Below are 20,953 nucleotides of genomic sequence, written 5' to 3'. Positions count from 1 at the left end.
TCATGCACATGACGCTGGCCTTACTATACGCCGCTTGATTTAAAAATCTGAATGATCAAACAAGCGAAACGCTAAAGGTTTTTTGGTTTTAACGCCTAATTATTTCTTAGGACGTTTAGTACCATATTTAGAACGTGCTTGGTTACGATCTTTAACACCAGCACAGTCTAATGAACCACGAACGGTATGGTAACGTACACCTGGTAAATCTTTAACACGACCACCACGGATAAGCACAACACTGTGCTCTTGTAGGTTATGCCCTTCACCACCGATATAGCTTGAAACTTCAAAACCTGAAGTTAAACGCACACGGCAAACTTTACGCATTGCTGAGTTTGGTTTTTTAGGTGTAGTTGTATAAACACGAGTACATACACCACGACGTTGTGGGCAAGCCTTCAACGCAGGAACTTTGGATTTTTCAACCAAAGTTGAACGACCCTTACGGATCAATTGATTTGTTGTTGCCATATGGCAATTCTCCCGTTAATTAAAAACCCCACAAAAAAAGAAAATTTAACTCTTTTTGAGGGCACATTATTGTATTCAAAAACTAAATCTTGGTCAACATAAGACAAAGATGGATTTAAACTCAATAACAACCAAATTATCTTATAAAAAAGTAATATAAAGCAGATATTTACAAGAAACATCAAATACTATTCTTTAAAATAAATATTATATTTAACAATTTAAGTAGTAATAATAAGATATCAACTCACAGCTTATGAAGTAATATAAACAGTATGGGTCTAATTTTCCATGCTTTTAGCAGATCTTTGATAAGCCTCTAATATAGAGCACGATTCTGTTGGATGAGTAAGTATATAATCTCTAGCAATAGAAAAAACATGCTGTGAGTACTGTCCAACCTGCTCTATAAGTTTCCAACTATATACTGCACCAACCCCTGCCATAAAAAATGGACTAGACTTACTTAGTATTGATAATTTAGGTAGATTTCTTAACCATTCCCATTGGATAGATTGCTCTTTAAATAAATTAGATATCCATGCTAAATCTTCTTGAGAACCTACAAAATTTTGTAACTTTTGAATATCATGTGTTTCTAAAGCACTCGAAATGGTACGTATAAATAATAATAAGCTTTGTTTCTCAACCATTTTCTCAAGTGGTATTTGTTGAAAAATAAATTGAATAATCTCTTGATCATTTATACTTAACTCAAAACCATATGCTCTCCCAGTTTGGTAAACTGTTTTTAAAACAAGGATAAGTGAAACTGGAATATCCACCCCCATTCCTATTACACCTAAAGGCGCACAAGCACCACCCTGCACACTTGCAATCCATTTATTTTGTTCAATCAAGGCTTGACTCAACCGCCCTGCACGAAAAATATCAGCTTTTAAGGTATCTAGTGACTTTACTCCTGCCTCAGCCATAATAAGTTCAGTGCTACTTAACTTCTCTGCAATTTGATTAATATGCTTGAACAGATAATCAGCAGCATGATCTCCACCTATTGGCGAAAGAAAACCTACAACTTTTACAACAGGACTATAATTCTTACCTAAAACTCTTCGAGAGAAATCGGGAATATATTGCCGTATCATCATTTGTGGTTTATCAGCATATACTGTATCTGATGCACGTCTACTTTCTTTAGGTGATATAGTCTGCCCATTTACTTTGTCTAATGTTGCCTGACTGAGCTTTTTAGCCACTCCAAAAATCTTATTAAGTGGCTCGAATGAAGGATTATTGCCTGTTTTTGGCATATCCATCTCCCAATTATTTTTTCTTTAGATTATTGATAAATACTAGAAGTAGACTTATTTTATCTCAACTTTAATATGTATCTTTTAGTTAAATGTCACAAGATGTGCATTTTTTACCTGAATCATAAGAATACACATAAGATTTGCCATAAGATTTAAAAAAGCTTTCTGTTATTATGAGGTAAACATCAAAACATGAGTAATAGATATCAATATGATAGCACTTTACTCATCACCACTATATTAAGGGATCTGCAAGATGAACCGTGTTGTAATTACAGGTATGGGCATTAACTCATGCATTGGTAACTCATTAGAAAAAGTCACTGAATCTTTAAAAAATGGTATCTCAGGTACTCGCCTTAACCAAGTACATGTCGATCTAAACTTCAAAAGCCATGTCAGCGCACCTGCTGAGCAAGAGTTTGACCATATTGACCGTAAAACAAAACGTTTTATGGGTGTATGCGCAATGTATGCTTACAACTCAGCATTAGATGCAATTAAACAAGCAGGTCTAGAAGTAGCTGATTTAGGCGGTAATCCACGTTACGGTATTGCAGGTGGTTCAGGTGGTGGCTCAACTGCTTCTGTTGTTGAGATGAATGAGATCTTAGAAACTAAAGGTGCACGTAAGGTTGGTCCTTTCTTCGTACCACGTAATATGACAAATACAATTACTGCTAACCTTGGCACAGCATTTAAATTACAAGGTGTTGCTCATTCAGTTGCAAGTGCTTGTGCTACCTCAGCAGATGCAATTGGTTATGCATACAACCTTATTGCGCTTGGTAAACAAGATCTTATGCTTGCAGGTGGTGGTGAAGAAGATCACTGGTCTCAAAGTTTGTTATTTGATGCAATGGGTGCTTTAAGCAACAAATTTAATGATACACCTGAGTCTGCATCTCGCCCATACTCAAAAGACCGTGCAGGCTTTGTTATTGCTGGTGGTGGTGGCTTCCTCGTACTTGAGTCACTAGAACATGCTCAAGCACGTGGTGCAAATATTATTGCTGAAATTGTCGCTTATGCTGCAAATAGTGATGGTGCTGATATGGTTGCACCAAGCGGTGAAGGTGCAACACGCTGTGTACTTATGGCTTTAGATGAAGCAAAACAACATGGTGTTGAAAAAGTTGACTATGTAAACTCGCATGGTACATCTACCCCAGCAGGTGACATTACAGAATTAAAAGCAATGGAAAATGCTTTTGGTACAGGTAATGTGCCACCCGTAAGTTCAACAAAGTCTATGACAGGACATAGCTTAGGTGCAGCAGGCGTACAAGAAGCTATTTACTCTATTTTAATGATGCAAAATGACTTTATCGCGCCAAACATTAATGTTACCGAGCTTGATGAAGGTACAGAAGGCTTTGATATTGTACTTGAAAAACGTGATGCTAAACTAAATAGTGTTATGAGTAATAGTTTTGGATTTGGTGGTGTAAATGCATGCCTCATTTTCAAAAAATGGGAAAACTAATGCAATAAGGAAGGCTTATGGATGCTCCCTCTAGCGCGTTTTTATGGGTAAAGGCGCTACATATTATTGCGGTTGTGTGCTGGTTCGCAGCACTCTTCTACTTACCGCGCTTGTATGTTTACCATGCAATGAGTAATGATCAAGCAAGTTATGAAAGATTCCAAATTATGGAGCGTAAGCTTTATCGTGGAATTATGTGGCCAGCAATGATCGCAACACTTATTACAGCCCATTTTCTTGTAGACTGGGGGGATGCAACTCGACATTACCATGAAGCACTTTGGTTTTATTTCAAAGTTGGTTTAGTTGGGCTGCTCATCATTTATCATTTTTTTTGTGGTTATTATCGAAAAAAACTTATAGATAATGCCCATTACAAAACACATAAATTTTGGCGAATGTTTAATGAGTTGCCTACTGTCATCTTATTTGCCGTTGTTATATTAGTTGTTGTAAAACCTCAGTTTTAACTGAGGTTTTTCTTATCTAGAAAGACAATAGACCATCTGTAATAACTTCATTCAGTACAAAAAAAGTTCTCACTTGCCTTACTCCCGGTAACGCAATGACTTTTTCACTGTGAAAACGATTAAATTCAGAAAGATCTCTCACACGTAACTTTAAAAAGTAATCAACTTCCCCTGCTACTAAATAGCATTCAAGTATATTAGGCAATTTTTTTACATGTGTTTCAAACTCTTCAAAACTATCTGGTGTAGAGCGATCTAAAACAACACCCACCAATACAACTGTTTCTTTTTGTACCATGACAGGATTAATAATTGCACGAATATCGACAATTGCACCAATGGCAAATAAATTTTGAGTATGTTTCCAACAAGATGAGCTACTAATATCAACTATTTTTGCCAACTCTGCATTGGTTAAACGACCATTTTCTTGCAAAGCCCGCATAATTTTTAAATCCAAACTCGAAAGCTGAGTCAACCCTATTTTTTCCATAAAAATTCTCCTAAATTTTAGCTTAATTTGTAAATATTATTATTAAAGAGATAAAAATATTGAAATATTTTTATTTATTTTAATCTAAATTAGAAAGCACATTTTTTTAGTAAATTGATAAATTAGCCTCTTCAATACCCATAATAAAGTGACTTTACGGATGCTTAAACAATTCATTGATGATTTTTCTATTTCAGCTGCATTTGCAGGTATTGTTACTTTTATTATTGGTATTAGCGTTTCAGCCGTACTCATCATTGAAGGTGCTCAACACCTTGGAGCAACTCCCGATCAGGTATCATCATGGTTCTTAGCACTTGGTATTTCAATTGGTTTGTCTGGTGCTATTTTATCGTGGAAATATAAGTATCCCGTTGCAACCGCATGGTCTACTCCTGGTATTGCGCTTATTATTGCTTCAAACCAACACTACTCTCTTAACGAAGCGACAGGTGCATTTATTGCTTGCGGTATTCTCATTGCCATAACAGGTTTTTCAGGCATCTTTCAAAAACTACTCTCAAAAATTCCTCTCAGCTTGAGTTGTGCTATGCTGGCAGGAATTCTACTTAAATTTGGAATTAATTTATTCATACACTTACCAGACCAATGGTTTTTCACTACTGGTACATTACTTAGCTATTTTATATTAAAACGTATTTCACCACGCTATAGTATCGTTTTCATGGTATGCATTGCTTTTATATTGAGCATGATATTTTGTCAGATTTCTTTTCCTGCATTTTCATTCCATCTTACAAAGCCTATTTGGGTTACACCTACTTTTTCTTGGCAAAGTGTTGTTGGACTGGCACTACCTTTGTTTATTGTTAATCTTTCATCGCAGTTTTTACCTGGTATTGGGATGATCAAAAGTTATGGCTACGTACCTCATACAAATCAGCTTGTAGGTTGGATTGGTATTACCCAAACATGCTTTGCACCTTTTGGTGCATTTTCTGTATGTCTGGCAGCTATTAGTGCTGCTGTAAGTTTAGATAATCAAGTACACCCTGATCCTAAGAAACGTTATATTGCAGGAATATGTTGCGGTATTTGCTATATACTTATGGGAATATTTGCACTTTACCTAACACACTTACTGCTTAATTTACCTCAACTTTTCATTACGACTGTCGCAGGCATTGCATTACTCGGTACAATTAGCCATAACATTGCGGTTGCTTTTGAAGATATCGAAAGTCGTGATGCTTCATTATTTACTTTTTTATTAAGTGCATCGGGCATACAAATATTAGGTATTGGTTCCGCATTTTGGGGACTTTTATTCGGTATTCTGCTATATAAATTTTTATCGAAGAAATAAAAATATTTTAATTATGAATAATATATATCCATATTCATATCATGATATGAAAAAATAACCATTTGGGGTATAATTGAACGAAAGAGATAAAAATATTTTAAATATATAAAGCGACGACGATGCTTAAACAAACCCTTCAATCTTGGCTGCCTTCTTCTGAGAAAGTTGAGTCTTCTAAAATCATGAAACTTTTTGGAAGCCGTACGCGCGATCCTTTACTATGGTATGTAAACCGTAGATCGATCTCTAGAGCTGTGTTGATTGGTGCATTCTTTGGACTTTTACCCATTCCTTTCCATAGTATTCTTATTATTCTTACGGTGTTGGTGCTTGAAGTAAATTTACCTATTGGGCTAAGCCTTGCTTGGCTAACCAACCCTTTTACAATTGCACCCATTTTATATGTTGCATTTTGGATCGGAAGTAAAATATATCATGTACAAATGATTGATAAAGAAATATTACTCACTATTTTTCATCAAGTTTCAGCATGGCTTTCCCACTTTGGTCACGGTTATGTAGATACCAGCATGACCAAAGTTTTATTTTCAGGCCTGCTTATTGAGGCCTTATCCTTTTCACTTATTTTATATATTGCCACGCTCTTATTCTGGCGTTGGAGTACTATGCATCAATGGCACAAACGTCATATTTAAATTATTTTCTAAAAATAAAATAACCAACATCTGTTTCAAAACTACCATCATCTTGTATATTAAAATGGTTTTTAACTTCATCTGAAATACTATGCTGTAAATATTGTATTGTATGAATAGCATGATTTGGCGTTTTCATACGTTCAACCCACGCTTTAAAATTAAGAGATAACTTCTGCTTTTCAATAAGTTCTACAGTTAAGTCAGCACCCTCAGCAAGATTGATCCATTCTGCCAAGCTATAATCACGTACATGACTTGGATCACGAATAATCTCTATTGCTTGAAGAAATGTATCTAATGCAGGTCTATTTGAACCAATAATATCTATCAAAATAAATATACCGCCATTGCAGAGTACACGCTGAACTTCATGTATTGCTTGACTAATATTCTGCCAATGATGTGCTGAATAACGACTAATCACAAAATCGAACTCAGCATTTGCAAATGGTAGTTTCTCGGCAGGCCCTTGCTGAACTACAATATTTCTTATCTGCTTTGTTTCTGCTGTAGTCTTAACAGCCTCTAACATCTCTGAAGACAAGTCGTATGCCACAACACTTTCTACAAAAGGAGCAATTTGATAAGAAACGTGACCCCCTCCACATCCTAAATCTAAAACACGGCTCTGTTGCTTATTTGAGATTAAATTTATAATCTTTTTAAACTCAATTCCTTGAGCATGAACTTGGCTATGCAAATAACTCATAGATTTATCTGCATACTGCTTTTGATTAATATCATGTTGTGTTTTCATTATATGTACTCAAGATTTATCTTTTAAAACTAATGTAAACGAGATATTTAATAAAAAAAATTTAAATATTTTTATTTGTTTTAAAACTTATTTTTATATTAATTACATAATACAAAACTTTACTTTAATTGTTTACACATAAATTAACTTATAATATTTTCTCTATACAGCCACTTTTCATTATAAATCCAAAATGTATTTTAGGCATGTCATCAATACAATTTACACAAATAGCAAAACCGTCTACATATGTATTCTAAAATAATCATTAAAAGCTAGGTGTTTCATGGCAAATGACAAACCACGATACTTGGAAACACCCCCTAACTGGGCAGATGATGAAAGACCTGTTATTCCAGGTTCGCCACCTGCATTAGACCACCCAAAGTCGAAAAGGTATCTATATTTTATTATTGGTACATTTATTGCGATTACCTCTGGTCTAAGTAATGGCTTTATTACTGCAAATCTCCCTCAACTACAAGGGCAATATGGCATAACACCAACAGAAGGTGCTTGGTTACCTGCTGCCTATGTTATGGCCAATGTAAGTGCCAATCTCATTCTATTTAAGTCAAGACAGCAATATGGTTTACGTGCTTTCACTGAAATTGGCCTATTAGGTTTTATTGCTGTAATGCTCTTACACCTATTTGTTCAAAATTACCATATGGCAGTTTTTGCACGCTGTATGAGTGGCTTTGTTGCAGCACCTCTTAGCTCTTTAGGCATGTATTACATCATGCAGGCTTTTGGTAAAGTCCATCGCTTAAAAGGTCTTTATTTGGGTTTTGGTTTTGGTCAGCTTGGTATTCCACTTGCTTGGATTATTTCTCCCTACCTTGTAAATGTAAATAATTGGGTAGACCTTTATACTTTTGAATTGGGGCTTGCCATTTGTTGCTATGCTATGGTTGTTTCTTTAAAGCTACCACGCAGCATACGTGTTGCAGTTTTTGAAAAGGGTGATATTTTTACTTTTATCTTACTTGCACCAGGCTTTGCTTGTCTTTGTATTGTCTTAACACAAGGTCCTCTGCTATGGTGGTTTGATGCCCCATGGTTAGCTTATACGCTAATTATTGGCTTTACACTCATTGTTTTTGGTTTTTTCTATGAACATCATAGAACAAACCCTCTCATTATGACGCGATGGTTAGGTACTATACCTATGATTCGCTTTATTTTTGGTGCTTTCTTCCTTCGTTTTTTACTTTCCGAACAAAGTTATGCTGCGGTAAACTTTCTAAAAACGGTAGGTATGGGACCAGACCAATTTGTTGGCTTATACACTGTTATTTTTATTGCTATTATTTGTGGCGTTGTTTTTAGCGCACTCACTTTTTCACGCGAAAGAACCGTTTTACACCTATTGCTCGCAACTTTTCTTATCCTTATTGCAAGTCGTTTAGATGCTTACCTAACTAGCGATGTACGTCCTGAACATTTTTTCTATAGCCAATTCCTAATTGCTTTTGCAAATGGCTTATTTATTGGACCACTACTTCTCACAGGTATGGGAAAAACGCTACAACAGGGTTCTAATTATGTTGTCACGTTTATCGTTTTATTCTCAGCAACACAAAACTTTGGTAGTCTTATTGGCTCTTCTTTTTATAATACCTACCAAAAACATCAAGCACAGGTATATCAAGTCGATATCAACCGTACAATGAGTGCAACTGATCCAAATGTCATTAACCGCATTAATCAATATAAAGCAAAATATACAGCAAATATAACGGATCCTCTACAAGTACAAGGACAAGCCATCAAATCTCTAGCTCAGATTACAACAAGAGAGTCGCAAGTTCGTGCCTACAATGATGTTATTAACCTGAATAGTTGGATTGCCATTATTCTATTTGTCTGGACAAGTTTTAATATATTCTGGGATAAATTTCATACATCCCGTAAAAAGAATGCCTAACATTTTGAGTAAAAAGATGAGTAATACACAAGATATCGAACAAAAAAATGTAAAAAAAATGGATGACACCAATATTCAGATTAAATCGATTCCTCATGTTGGGAAATTGATTAAAACAAAGAAATCGACCCTTATTTTAATGTTTTTTATTCTATTAATTGGTATCTCAGCAATTTTATGGGCATGGCGTTTAGGTCCTTTTAATAGCCCAATACAACAGACTGATAATAGCTATATTAAAGGTCAAACCACTGTATTGTCTTCACAGATTAATGGCTATATTCAAGAAGTATTAGTCAATGACTTTGACCATGTAAAAAAAGGTCAACCTCTTATTAAAATCAATCCCGATCGCTATGATCAACAAGTCATTCAAGCAAAGGCCAATGTAGATCAGGCTAAAAATGCCTTTAGAAACCAAAATCAGGCGATTGAGCAGCGTAAAGCCGATATTGTTGCAGCAAAAGCAAAAATCTCGCAAGCAGATGCGCAGTATGAACTTTCATTACAACAATTACGTCGCTATCAGCAACTTGGTAATACAGGTGCTGTTTCCAAAACAGAATATGACTCTGTAAATGCTTCAGCAAAAAATAATTTAGCATTATTGCAACAGGCTCAAGCCAATTTAAATGTAGCACAAGAAGCACTTAAAACGGCCCAGGTTGCACAAATTGGTTTGAATGCTCAAGTTCAAAATAGCCAAGCAGCTTTAGATCAAGCTGAAATTACGAAAAACTATGCAATTATTAGTGCACCTATGGATGGACAACTCGGTGAAGTTACTCCCCGACTTGGACAATATGTTGCAGCAGGCACACAATTATTATTTCTTATCCCACCAAAACGTTGGGTAATTGCAAACTTCAAAGAAACACAAATGGATCATATTCAAATTGGTCAAAAGGCATCGTTTACTGTAGATGCACTTAACCATCAAAAGTTTACAGGTCATGTAGAACAAATTTCACCCGCAGCAGGCTCAGAATTTAGTGTACTAAAAGCAGATAATGCAACAGGTAATTTTACGAAGGTCGTGCAACGTATTCCTGTCCGTATTAGTATTGATGCAAATCAACAAGACCTTTCACGTTTAAGTCCGGGAATGTCTGTTGAAACTTCTGTAGATACTCACACAACCTCATAAATATTTATGTTTCAAAATATACAAAGCAATACACCCATTGAACATATTGGTGTAAAACACGGCGTTCATATAGATATGAAACGCTTAGACCAAATTCACCCTTATATTTCAGGTAATAAATTCTATAAGCTTAAATATAATTTTCTAAAAGCTAAACAACAAGGTTATACAAGTATTCTCACCTTTGGCGGCGCATACTCTAATCATATTGCTGCAACTGCCTATGCAGCAAAACAATATGGTTTTAAAAGCATAGGAATTATTCGTGGCGAAGAGCTGGCACAACAATCATTAAATCCAACGCTTACTTTTGCTCATAAAATATGTGGCATGCAACTCTCTTTCATTTCAAGAGCCACATATAAAGAACGACATACACTATCTTATTTAGAAAAATTACAACATAGATATCCAGATACTTATATTATCCCTGAGGGTGGAACAAATACACTTGCCATTCAAGGCTGTAAAGAAATACTCACACATTATGATTTACAGCATTATGATGTCATTTGTTGTGCGGTTGGCACAGGTGGAACCTTAGCAGGTCTCATTGAATCGACATCATCTCCATGTAAAATTTTAGGCTTTTCAGCACTAAAAGGAGACTTTCTTAAACAAGAAGTTAAGCAAATCACGCAAAAAAATCATTGGGATATTACAGATGATTACTGTTTTGGTGGATATGCTAAAACATCACCAAGTCTCATTGAATTTATACATATATTTGAACATAAATATAATATTCCCTTAGAACCCATATACACAGGTAAAATGTGCTATGGCATTTTTGATCTTATAAGCAAACAATATTTTCCAGAAAATACACGTATTTTGCTTATCCATACAGGTGGTCTACAAGCGAAATCTAGCTTAATGTAACGACAGCTTATTTGAAATACCGTATAATTCAGCGCTTTTCTTTAACGGCAGAATGTCATGACACAGCAAAATTTTGATGTAATTGTTTTGGGTGCAGGTGCGGCAGGACTTATGCTTGCAGCACATGCAGGTCAACGTGGTCGTTCTGTATTAGTTTTAGAAAAAGCCAATAAAGTTGGAAAAAAAATACTTATGTCTGGTGGTGGAAAATGTAACTTCACCAATTTATATGTCGAATCTGATAACTATATTAGTCATAATCCTCACTTTGTAAAATCGGCACTCTCACGCTATACACAGTGGGACTTCATTGGTCTAGTCTCTGACTACCAAGTAGAATACGAAGAGCGCAAGCATGGGCAGCTTTTCACGACAAAAGGCTCAAAGCATATTCTTAACTTATTGCTTGACCAATGCATAAAAACACAGCAAGTTAATATTGAAACAGATCATGAAGTAACCCATGTTAGTCACTTAGAAAACAATACTTTCCAAGTCACTACAAATAGAGGTGTCTTTTTCTGCCAATCACTCGTTATTGCGAGTGGTGGTCTTTCGATTCCTACTTTGGGTGGATCAGGCATTGGTTACGATATTGCTAAGCAATTTGGACATCATATTTACCCAACGCGCGCAGGTCTCGTTCCTTTTACATTTTCAGACTATATTAAAGACCTTGCCATTCGCTTAAGTGGCAATGCATTAGATGTAACCCTCTCCCATCCGCTTAAATCCTTTACAGAAGCACTATTATTTACCCATCGTGGCTTAAGTGGCCCTAGTGCATTACAAGTTTCTAACTATTGGCAGCATGGTGAATCACTCACAATAAATTTTTTCCCAACACTCGATTTAGTAAAAATCTTTCAAGATAAGAAACGTGAACAGCCTAAAGTACTTATTAGAACAATCTTATCTACATATACTACTAAAAGTATTGCTCATGAGCTTCAACAAATTTTTTGGTTACCAGAAGCAGAAACCGCAATTGGTCAAATAAGTGATCAACGACTTATAGAAATTGCCAAACAGCTACATACATTTGCTGTAAAGCCTTCTGGAACAGAAGGCTATAGAACTGCAGAAGTGACTTTAGGTGGTGTCGATACAACCGAAGTATCATCAAAAACAATGGAAAGTAATAAAGTAAAAGGATTATTTTTTATTGGTGAGATTTTAGATGTAACAGGTCATTTAGGTGGGTTTAACTTTCAATGGGCTTGGTCATCTGCAGCTGCCGCTGCAGAGTATGTATAGATTAATTATTTGTTGCATCATTACTATTTGTTGTTGCTGTCTCTGATGACGATTTACTTTCTTCATGAGATACATTCTCTGTTGATGGCGTATGATCGACAGATACAGTAATATCCTTAGGCTGTTCACTTGATGGCTCAAAACTTGAATTTTCATTATCGGTAAACGTTGTTTGATATTCAGGTTGCTTAAAAATTGCTTTATATGCTGAATATAAAACACCTGCTGTAATTCCAGTAATTACCAACGGTCCTAAAAAACGACCTGACTTTTTATTTTCACGACTCATAAGACACTCCTAACCAATTAAAAAGTTCGATCACTTTAAAGTGATCGAACCCATGAAATATATCCCATTATGGTGTATTAACCATTCGGATTTTCATTTGTTGAATTTGTTTCATTCAATCTTGGTACTGAACTCACCTCAGCTTTATCTTCTGTTTCTTTCTTCGTGTTTAAAGCACAACCTTCCGATTTTGCTTTATCCATAAGATCTGTAAGAAGACGCTCCGCAGGTTGACGACCACCTAAACCAAATGCAAGTGCAAAAGCAACAGCGACAGCCCCAAGGGTTAAACCAAATGCTAGGTTTACAATTGAATCTGCAATTCCCATTGCACGTAAGCCCATTGCAAGTACCAAGCCCATGATTAATACACGAACTAGACAACCTAACCAACGAGAACTTTTATATTCACCGCGTTGAACAATATTCGCAACCACATTTGCAAGCCAAAATCCAATAACGAGAATAACAGCACCAAGTAAAATATTTGCACCAAATTCAATGAAAATTGAGATAAGATGACTAACTTGATCAAATCCTAAACGGTTTGCTGCTTCAGAAACTGCAAATAGCATTGTAAAGAATACAATTAAAGAGCCTACAATCCCTGAAACTTTTGTTGCTCCCATAAAACGTTGAACATCAACTTTTGCAGGAAGCTCATCTACACCAGTTCCAGAAAGTACATCTTTAACAAGATTTGCAACAAAACGTGATACCACATAAGCAATAATCAGGATCAGACCAGCTGCAATAATATTTGGAATTGCAGACATAATTTGATTTAACATTGCTGTTGCAGGATCAGAAATTGCCTGAATGCCTAATGCTTCAAATGCAACAATTAATGAAGTAATCATAATCAAAGCAGAAACAAAAGAACCTAGAACTTTTGCAATGCCTGTATCTTTGAACAAACCAAATTTTTCAACTTGTGCTTGCAACCCAAAGCTATTAATTAAACCTTCAACAATACCGCGTACAATTTTTGCTAGGATATAGCCAACAAAAATAATAACACCAGCAATAAAGATATGTGGAAGGAAACCTACAGCTTCATTTACCATATTTTGAACAGGAACAAGTAGACCTGTTAAACCTAAAATAGACAGTACAATCGGTAAAAATAAAAGTAGAATTAACCAATAAACAATATCTGCAATATTTTCACTGATTGGTTGAACGCCAACCTCTCCACTAAGTTTTTCATCTAGTTCAGTTTTTGCAAGTAAATTACTTAAACCTGCTCTCGCTAAACGCGCAACAACCCAAGCAATTACACCAATAACCGCGGCTGAAATTAGATTTGGAATGAAGACCAATACCTGCGTTACCATGGCACTAAATGGACCACTCACGCTATTAATATTCAACACATTAAATGATGCAACAACAGCAATAATTAGGATAAACCAAAAAACAAATTTTGATATTATGCCCTCATAATCTGACTCAGGCATTTGGCCTGTAGCAGTAGATAAACGCTTATTTGTATCAATCGCATTAAGTGCTTTTTTAACACCCGCAGCTATTGCAAGCGCCAATACCCAACCAATAATAAAAATTATGATTGCGCCAAGTATCGGTTGGAATTGATTCCAATAGTAATGGAAGTCAAATCCTCCTTGCATGCCCTTTAGATAGTTATCCATCTTATTATATCCTCTTGTTTTTATTACACATTTAGAAAAACAACTTTATAATAAAATAAAGTGCATTATTTCTTTAGTATTCATTCTTTATATCAGCTTATAACTGTAGCACTATAAAAACAATATTGTTTATTGAATAAACCTAGAGATGCATATCACAATAAAATTACTGTAAGCCTATTCGATTATCCTGTTTTTATAGGTATTTTATGGCTATATCTTCAATCATTGATTAGAGATATTTCCTACCCTAAGCTCATGACTTCCTTATAAGTATACAGATATCTACTCATAATCAAAAAGATGATAACAATAAGTATAAAAAACTTTTCAAGGCCATTTCATGTGTAAACATATGAAATAGAATATTTTGAATATTGATGTATTCTTTTTAAAATACGTTATAATTGCGCGCTCACTTTTATCTGACCATTTATATGCCATATAAGCTACAAGCTGTATCTCTTGATTTAACAACTGATGTTACACATGAGTGCTATCTTCACTACACACGTGATCAGCACATGATTGGTGTGATGAAGTTTTATAAAGAGAGTTACCAGCTAAAATGGGAAGACTTAGAGTATATTAGACGTCGTACAGAAGAGTTTTCTGTGATGCCATATCCCGACTGTATCGTAGCAATGATTATCGATATTCGCGATGTTGCACCATTTATAGATCAGGATGTGCCGATCATACCGTGGCGACTTGTCGATGAAGAATGTCCTATTCGCATCGTTGTTCCACAAGATCGACTTGAATTTTACAGTGGTTTCTTCGAACCGACTTGGCTTACTTCAAGTATAGATACCGCACTTTCAGAAATACGTACATTTATGGATATGTTCGTTCATTAAAACAAGGAGGACTTTATCTCCTGCTCTGACAATGTTGAATGTAGTATTCAATATCTTCATGATTATACCCAAGTAAATGACCGACTTCACGCTCCAAATTGGGACAAAATCCTTTTTGCATAATTTCGGATAAAACCTCTACAAATTCAGTACATTCTTAGACTCAGAATGAATCACCTGATACATCTCTCCATCTAAACCTTGCAAAAACCGATTATAATTAATCGTTTTACAATTCAATCGCCCAATCGTAAGATATGGCTTAAACACATCAGGTATTTCACTACCTGTATAAAAAATGCGAGCTCTTTTTTATTTTGTAGCATTAATTCTAGTTCGTTGCCTTCATGTGGCCCTAAAGATGGATGCGTCATTATTTTTACCAATAATTTTCAACAGCAATATTACCTACACCACGGCGATTCATTGTTAAACCACGCGCTTTGAGTGCCTCTTTCGTATCTTCTACCATTTGAGGATTACCACACAACATAATATGACTCGATGTTGAGTTAAAGTTATGACCTGCTACTTTTTCTAACTGACCATTTTCAATAAGAATGGGTAGTCGATGATGTAGCTCTGCCGACTCATCACGCGTAATAATTGGAATGAATTTAAACCCTTGATGCCCTTCACCAAATGTTTCAGCGGTTGATTTAATTTTCTCTACATATGCCAATTCATCTTGTGTACGCACACTATAAACAAGATAAATATTTGCATAGTTCTGCCAAGTTTCAAACTCTTGTAACATCGACAAAAATGGCGCAAGTCCTGTACCCGTACCAAGTAACCATAAATCCTGTGGTGTAGGTTCTTGATAACGCGCTAGCGTTAAAAAACCATATGGGATTTTTTCTAAATATAAATCATCACCTACTTTAAGGTCTTTCAAACGTGAAGTGAATGCACCATCAGGTACAACTATTGAAAAAAACTCCAAAGTTTCATCGTAAGGAGATGATACAATTGAATAAGCACGAACAACCAACTCACCATCGACTTGTATACCAATACGTGCAAACTGCCCAGCAGTAAATTTAAAATGTGCTGGTCTAGTCATGGTAAAACTAAATAAATTGGTTGCCCAACGATGTACAGATATAACTTTTTCGACACTAAATTTTTCAGAAGTCATGTTTTCAAGGTGCATGAAAATGTAGCTCCATGTTAGCATGACCATAGAAATATTGATATTTTTACAATTAAGGCTTCAACCCATGCGCATGACCTTACGCCAATTGGCTGTATTCGTAGCCGTAGCTCAAGAAGGAACAGTCACTAAAGCAAGTGATGCAGTAAAATTAACACAAAGTGCGGCAAGTATGGCATTAGCTGACCTAGAAGATGGTCTAGGCGCACCACTATTTGATCGACTTGGAAAAAGACTACAACTCAATGATTTAGGAAGATTTTTACTTCCGCAAGCTTTAGAAATTCTTGGTCGTTGTGATTCTTTTGAACAAATTGCAAAAGGTGAATTACAAAGTATAGATCTTCGTTTAGGTGCAACACTCACCATTAGTGACTATCTCATGCCAGACTTAATGGCAGGTTTTTTAGGTCAGCATCCCCAAGCTCACTTACAACTTCAAGTGGGAAATACTCGCCAAATGATCGAAGCGGTGAGTCAATTCCAACTCGATCTCGCACTTATTGAAGGTTCATGCCACCTTCCACAACTGCATACCATTCATTGGCGTGATGATGAGTTATCTGTCTGCTGTTCTCCTGACCATCCTCTTGCCCAGTTAGATCGACCACTCACTATTAAAGATTTTGAAAACATTGAGTGGATTCTACGTGAAGAAGGTTCAGGTACACGCGATGTCTTTAATAATGCTATTTTAAAAGATTTGGACAGTGCCAACATTCGTTTAACGCTTGGCCACAACGAAGCCATTTTAAAAATTATTGCAGGTGGCTTAGGGTTATCTTGTATTTCTAAACTTGCACTAAAACCTATGTTAAAGACTGGGCAATTAGTCGAACTAAGCACCCCATTTTGGGAGCTAAAGCGTCCCCTCTATATGCTAATTCACCATCATAAATATCAAGGCCCAGGGCTCAAAGCATTTAAAAAGTTCTGCGAAGCTCAAAGATTTCTAGAAATGTAAATCAAAAAGGCACATAGAAATGTGCCTTTTTTGTCATATCTTAATCATTAATCTTTTTGGACACTACCAAAAATTTTATCGCCTGCATCGCCAAGACCTGGAACAATATAACCTTGCTCATTTAAACCTTGATCTACAGAAGCAGTAAAAATACGTACATCTGGGTGATGTGCTTCAACTTTTGCAATACCTTCAGGTGCAGCAACAAGCACCATCACTCGAATATCTTTACAACCACTTGCTTTTAATACATCAATGGCAGCAATTAGTGAGTTTCCTGTTGCTAGCATTGGATCAATAATCATAGCAATACGATTTGCCACATCTGGTACGAGCTTTTTATAATAAGTACGTACTTCTAGTGTTTCTTCATCACGCTCTAAACCAAGTACACTCACTTTTGCACTCGGAATAAGGTTTAAGAAACCGTCCAACATACCAATACCTGCACGTAGAATCGGAACAACGGTGATTTTTTTACCTGCAATACGCTGAGTCGTTACTTTTCCTGCCCAACCATCAATTTCCTGATCAACCACAAGTAAATCTTGTGTTGCTTCATACGTCAGCAACATGGTGACTTCTTGTGAAAGTTCACGAAAGTTTTTTGTACTGATATTTGCACGGCGTAACAAGCCAATTTTATGTCGAATCAGTGGATGACGAATTTCTTGGATTGGCACGAGGAACACCCTAAAAAATAGCTCAAATTAGACATAGTATAACGAGTTTTCCGTAGAAATAAAAAAGCCCTCATCACTGAGAGCTTTTAAATGATTAAATAATCGTATTAATGATTAAATAATACCGTTTGAATAGGTGCTAAAACTTGAGATGCAGTTGAGATTTTCAAAACAGGATCTGGATACACACCAATGAGCAATACCAAGACTGCGCAAAGTAATACCATAACTCCCCCTGCCTTTTGCCCCCAATGATGAGCCGCATCAATTTTTACATGTTTCGGTGGTGTCATATACATAACGACGGTTACACGTAAATAATAATATAATCCAATACCACTACCTACAATAATCATCGCTGCTAAGAACCAGTGCCCTGCATCTACGGTTGCTTTAATAAGCATAAACTTACCAATAAAGCCTGCAGTTAACGGAATACCTGCCAAAGACAACATCATCACTGTAAGTGTTGCTGTTAAAACTGGACGGCGCCAAAATAAACCTGTATATGCAGATAACCCTTCAGCCTCACCCATTTCTCTATATGGACTAGACATAAGTGTGACCACACCAAAAGCACCAATGGTGGTCAGTATATAAGTAATCATATACATATTTAGACTGTCTAAACTAAAGTAATTCTTGCTGACAAATGCCACCAATAAATAACCAAAGTGAGCAATCGATGAATACGCCAAAATTCGCTTTAAATTAGACTGACGTACTGCAAGCAAATTCCCTGCTAAAATTGAAAGTACAGCAATAATTGATAAAATAAAGGTAATTGATGCAATCATTGCACCCGATGCCAATAAATATCTAATTAATAAACCAATCGTACCTACTTTAGCCACGGTTGCCAAAAATGTAGCAAGTGGTGCAGGTGCACCTTGATACACATCAGGCGTCCATTTATGAAACGGCGCTAAAGACAACTTAAATGAAACAGCAAAAATAATCAGAGCAATGCCAAGAATGACCATTGGATTACCTGCCTGAATTAAGTGTAATAATTGCTGAAAACCATTGTAGAAAGACAATGTTCCTGTATATGCATAAATATATGCCATACCCATCAGTAACATTGCAGATGCAGTTGCAGATAAAATTAAATACTTAATTCCAGATTCAAGCGACTTTTCACGCTCATGTGTATATGCAACCAACCCATAAACAGGTACAGACATAAGTTCTAGACTAATAAAGAATGATGCATAGTGACTACTTGCAACCATGAGCATTGCACCAATCACAGACAGCAACATGAGCATATAAAGCTCTTCTTTATTGTTATTATAGCCTTCAATGTATGCGTGAGAGAGCGTACAACATGCCAATGCTGCGATCAGAATAAGAAGCTGATACAGCATCGTAAATGGGTCGACAATAAACATACCCATAATGTCTGCTGGTTTAAAACCACCACCAAACATAGTCATTAAAATAGAGAGTCCAGCCAAATTTAAACCAATGACTGACACTGTTGCAATTAGGTGATGATTACGTTTAATGGCCGTAATAACCATGACAATCACAGAAGTTATTGCAACAATAAATACAGGCACAAGTGGCATAAATGCAGAGTAATTCATTATTGGACCTCCACATGGTCAAGTTGGGTCGCTGCTTGTTGCATTACTTCAACACTGTTATGGACAGGTATATAACTATTGGCTAACCAATGCATCGTAGAGTTTGAGATATCTAAGAATGTTTGTGGAAATAATCCCAACCATACTAATCCAATCACACAAATCATGAGTAAGCTTATCTCACGTACACTTAAATCTTTTAGTGGATGAGGATAATGTTTTTGCTGTACCTCATTCGGTTTACCAAATAAAGTTTTATGAATAAGAATCAGACCATATAATCCTGCAAAAACAAGACTGACGGCTGCAATAATCGTAAATTTTGGAAACTTTGCATAAGAACCCATAAGAATAAGGAACTCACCAATGAAGTTACCCAATCCTGGAATACCAACCAATGCGGCTACAAAGAACATGAGGAAAAATGGTAAATAACGGAATTGACCGCGCATACCACCCATCAAACGTAAATCACGCGTGTGTAGACGTTCGTAAATTTGACCACACATAATAAATAGTGCCGCAGATGATAGACCATGTGCCAACATCATGATCATAAGACCTTGATAACTTAAAACACTTCCTGCGTAGACTGCAAGAATCACAAAGCCCATGTGTGAAATTGAGGTATATGCCAATAAACGTTTCATATCCGTTTGTTGATAAGCACACCATGCACCGTAAAAAATGCCAATTAGACCAAATACAATTGCAGTATCAGCAAATTGTGCCGATGCTGTTGGAAAAAATGGAATAACGAAGCGCAAAAGACCATATGCTGCGGTTTTAATGAGAATACCGGCCAAATCTACAGAACCAGCCGTTGGTGCTTGAGCATGAGCATCGGGCAACCAACCATGTAAAGGAAATACTGGCAATTTCACTGCAAAACCAATAAATAGACACAACATAAAGCCAAAAGCGAACTCTGGTGGTAAATTATGTGCCACTTGCATAAGAAAACTGTAGTCGAAGCTCACCACACCATTGGTTAATATATAGCCCCAGACAGCAAGCCCTAAAATACCAATGAGCATGATAAGCCCACAGACTTGGGTATAAATAAAGAATTTAGTTGCAGCATATACACGCGATTTTCCTTGCTCTCCTTTATGTCCCCATAATGCAATGAGGAAATAAATTGGAACAAGCATCATTTCCCAAAAGAAGAAAAATAAGAATAGGTCTATGGCAAGAAATACACCTATTACACCACCTAAACTCCATAAGAGGTTTAAGTGAAAGAATCCTACATTCTTTTGAATTTCTCCCCAAGAACATCCAACAGCCAAAATACCCAATAAGGCTGTCAATCCAACCATCATTAAAGACAGACCATCTACAGCAAAGTGAATATTAATGCCTAGACTTGTAATCCATGGAAGTTGAAATTCAGAAGCAAAAGTGGGTTGTGTTGAACCCAATTGAAAATGGTAATTACCTTGACTCCACAGCAATAGTGTCAATACAAAAGTAAGTACCATCCCAATCATAGCAATCCAACGTGGTAGATGCTGATCGACTTTATCGACACACCAACACAGAAAACCTGCAACAAAAGGTACAAGAATTAGTGCGGGTAAAATTAAATTGTTTTCCAT

General features: G+C 36.2%; 20 protein-coding genes. 10 read left to right on the top strand and 10 right to left on the bottom strand.

Going from position 1 to position 20,953, the window contains the following annotated elements:
- Nucleotides 1-99: 99 nt before the first annotated feature.
- Entirely contained in the window at nucleotides 100-474 is a 375-nt protein-coding gene (gene rpsL / locus AC1MPL_RS05130) for a 30S ribosomal protein S12 (RefSeq protein WP_023272703.1), read from the bottom strand.
- 281 nt (nucleotides 475-755) lie between these two features.
- Entirely contained in the window at nucleotides 756-1,745 is a 990-nt protein-coding gene (locus tag AC1MPL_RS05125) for an EcsC family protein (RefSeq protein ID WP_479764734.1), read from the bottom strand.
- A gap of 259 nt (nucleotides 1,746-2,004) precedes the next feature.
- Here AC1MPL_RS05125 and AC1MPL_RS05120 point away from each other — a divergent pair, with 259 nt between their 5' ends.
- Nucleotides 2,005-3,234 (top strand): beta-ketoacyl synthase N-terminal-like domain-containing protein, encoded by a 1,230-nt coding sequence (locus AC1MPL_RS05120; protein WP_479764732.1) that lies wholly within the window; start codon nucleotides 2,005-2,007, stop codon nucleotides 3,232-3,234.
- Nucleotides 3,235-3,251: 17 nt separating this feature from the next.
- Nucleotides 3,252-3,704, top strand: coding sequence for a protoporphyrinogen oxidase HemJ (hemJ, locus tag AC1MPL_RS05115; protein ID WP_479764730.1), 453 nt, complete (start codon nucleotides 3,252-3,254; stop codon nucleotides 3,702-3,704).
- A 16-nt stretch (nucleotides 3,705-3,720) separates the two neighbouring features.
- On the opposite strand, the gene AC1MPL_RS05110 is transcribed toward hemJ, so the two are convergent.
- Entirely contained in the window at nucleotides 3,721-4,197 is a 477-nt protein-coding gene (locus tag AC1MPL_RS05110; RefSeq protein WP_479764728.1) for an Lrp/AsnC family transcriptional regulator, read from the bottom strand.
- A gap of 160 nt (nucleotides 4,198-4,357) precedes the next feature.
- Between AC1MPL_RS05110 and AC1MPL_RS05105 the strand changes: the two genes are divergently transcribed.
- Nucleotides 4,358-5,524, top strand: coding sequence for a benzoate/H(+) symporter BenE family transporter (locus tag AC1MPL_RS05105; RefSeq protein ID WP_479764726.1), 1,167 nt, complete (start codon nucleotides 4,358-4,360; stop codon nucleotides 5,522-5,524).
- A gap of 119 nt (nucleotides 5,525-5,643) precedes the next feature.
- Nucleotides 5,644-6,180 (top strand): DUF2062 domain-containing protein, encoded by a 537-nt coding sequence (locus AC1MPL_RS05100; RefSeq protein ID WP_479764724.1) that lies wholly within the window; start codon nucleotides 5,644-5,646, stop codon nucleotides 6,178-6,180.
- A gap of 1 nt (nucleotide 6,181) precedes the next feature.
- Here AC1MPL_RS05100 and AC1MPL_RS05095 read toward each other — a convergent pair whose 3' ends face one another.
- A complete protein-coding gene (locus AC1MPL_RS05095) occupies nucleotides 6,182-6,940 on the bottom strand; it encodes a class I SAM-dependent methyltransferase (RefSeq protein ID WP_479764722.1) in 759 nt (252 codons plus the stop codon).
- Nucleotides 6,941-7,226: 286 nt separating this feature from the next.
- On the opposite strand from AC1MPL_RS05095, the gene AC1MPL_RS05090 reads away from it, so the two are divergent.
- From AC1MPL_RS05090 to AC1MPL_RS05075, 4 genes are read left to right on the top strand one after another with little or no spacing between them, the layout of a single operon-like run.
- Nucleotides 7,227-8,870 (top strand): MFS transporter, encoded by a 1,644-nt coding sequence (locus AC1MPL_RS05090; RefSeq protein WP_479764721.1) that lies wholly within the window; start codon nucleotides 7,227-7,229, stop codon nucleotides 8,868-8,870.
- A gap of 58 nt (nucleotides 8,871-8,928) precedes the next feature.
- Nucleotides 8,929-10,017, top strand: coding sequence for an HlyD family secretion protein (locus tag AC1MPL_RS05085; RefSeq protein WP_479766155.1), 1,089 nt, complete (start codon nucleotides 8,929-8,931; stop codon nucleotides 10,015-10,017).
- A gap of 6 nt (nucleotides 10,018-10,023) precedes the next feature.
- A complete protein-coding gene (locus tag AC1MPL_RS05080; RefSeq protein ID WP_479764719.1) occupies nucleotides 10,024-10,899 on the top strand; it encodes a 1-aminocyclopropane-1-carboxylate deaminase/D-cysteine desulfhydrase in 876 nt (291 codons plus the stop codon).
- Between the two features lie 57 nt (nucleotides 10,900-10,956).
- Nucleotides 10,957-12,156 (top strand): BaiN/RdsA family NAD(P)/FAD-dependent oxidoreductase, encoded by a 1,200-nt coding sequence (locus AC1MPL_RS05075; protein WP_479764717.1) that lies wholly within the window; start codon nucleotides 10,957-10,959, stop codon nucleotides 12,154-12,156.
- Nucleotide 12,157: 1 nt separating this feature from the next.
- On the opposite strand, the gene AC1MPL_RS05070 is transcribed toward AC1MPL_RS05075, so the two are convergent.
- Nucleotides 12,158-12,445: a hypothetical protein gene (locus AC1MPL_RS05070; RefSeq protein ID WP_479764716.1), complete on the bottom strand. Its 288-nt coding sequence runs from the start codon at nucleotides 12,443-12,445 to the stop codon at nucleotides 12,158-12,160.
- A 77-nt stretch (nucleotides 12,446-12,522) separates the two neighbouring features.
- Nucleotides 12,523-14,097: a mechanosensitive ion channel gene (locus AC1MPL_RS05065; RefSeq protein ID WP_479764714.1), complete on the bottom strand. Its 1,575-nt coding sequence runs from the start codon at nucleotides 14,095-14,097 to the stop codon at nucleotides 12,523-12,525.
- A gap of 437 nt (nucleotides 14,098-14,534) precedes the next feature.
- On the opposite strand from AC1MPL_RS05065, the gene AC1MPL_RS05060 reads away from it, so the two are divergent.
- Nucleotides 14,535-14,957 (top strand): hypothetical protein, encoded by a 423-nt coding sequence (locus AC1MPL_RS05060; protein WP_479764712.1) that lies wholly within the window; start codon nucleotides 14,535-14,537, stop codon nucleotides 14,955-14,957.
- Nucleotides 14,958-15,336: 379 nt separating this feature from the next.
- Here the strand turns inward: AC1MPL_RS05060 and AC1MPL_RS05055 are convergent, their stop codons facing one another.
- Nucleotides 15,337-16,098, bottom strand: a complete 762-nt coding sequence (locus AC1MPL_RS05055) for a ferredoxin--NADP reductase (RefSeq protein WP_479766153.1) — start codon at nucleotides 16,096-16,098, stop codon at nucleotides 15,337-15,339.
- 82 nt (nucleotides 16,099-16,180) lie between these two features.
- On the opposite strand from AC1MPL_RS05055, the gene gigC reads away from it, so the two are divergent.
- Nucleotides 16,181-17,077: a LysR family transcriptional regulator GigC gene (gigC, locus tag AC1MPL_RS05050; protein ID WP_479764710.1), complete on the top strand. Its 897-nt coding sequence runs from the start codon at nucleotides 16,181-16,183 to the stop codon at nucleotides 17,075-17,077.
- A 47-nt stretch (nucleotides 17,078-17,124) separates the two neighbouring features.
- On the opposite strand, the gene upp is transcribed toward gigC, so the two are convergent.
- The 3 genes from upp to nuoM all read right to left on the bottom strand — a co-directional run bounded on the left by upp (nucleotide 17,125) and on the right by nuoM (nucleotide 20,953).
- A complete protein-coding gene (upp, locus tag AC1MPL_RS05045) occupies nucleotides 17,125-17,760 on the bottom strand; it encodes a uracil phosphoribosyltransferase (protein WP_023272721.1) in 636 nt (211 codons plus the stop codon).
- A 107-nt stretch (nucleotides 17,761-17,867) separates the two neighbouring features.
- Nucleotides 17,868-19,352, bottom strand: coding sequence for an NADH-quinone oxidoreductase subunit NuoN (gene nuoN, locus AC1MPL_RS05040; protein WP_479764708.1), 1,485 nt, complete (start codon nucleotides 19,350-19,352; stop codon nucleotides 17,868-17,870).
- The gene (nuoM, locus tag AC1MPL_RS05035; RefSeq protein WP_479764706.1) at nucleotides 19,352-20,953 is read right to left on the bottom strand and encodes an NADH-quinone oxidoreductase subunit M; all 1,602 of its coding nucleotides are present in this window, start codon (nucleotides 20,951-20,953) and stop codon (nucleotides 19,352-19,354) included. Before nuoM ends, nuoN begins: the two co-directional genes overlap by 1 nt.

This window comes from Acinetobacter sp. N1-1 (genome assembly GCF_056711485.1).
This window is presented reverse-complemented; position numbering and strand designations above follow the sequence as displayed.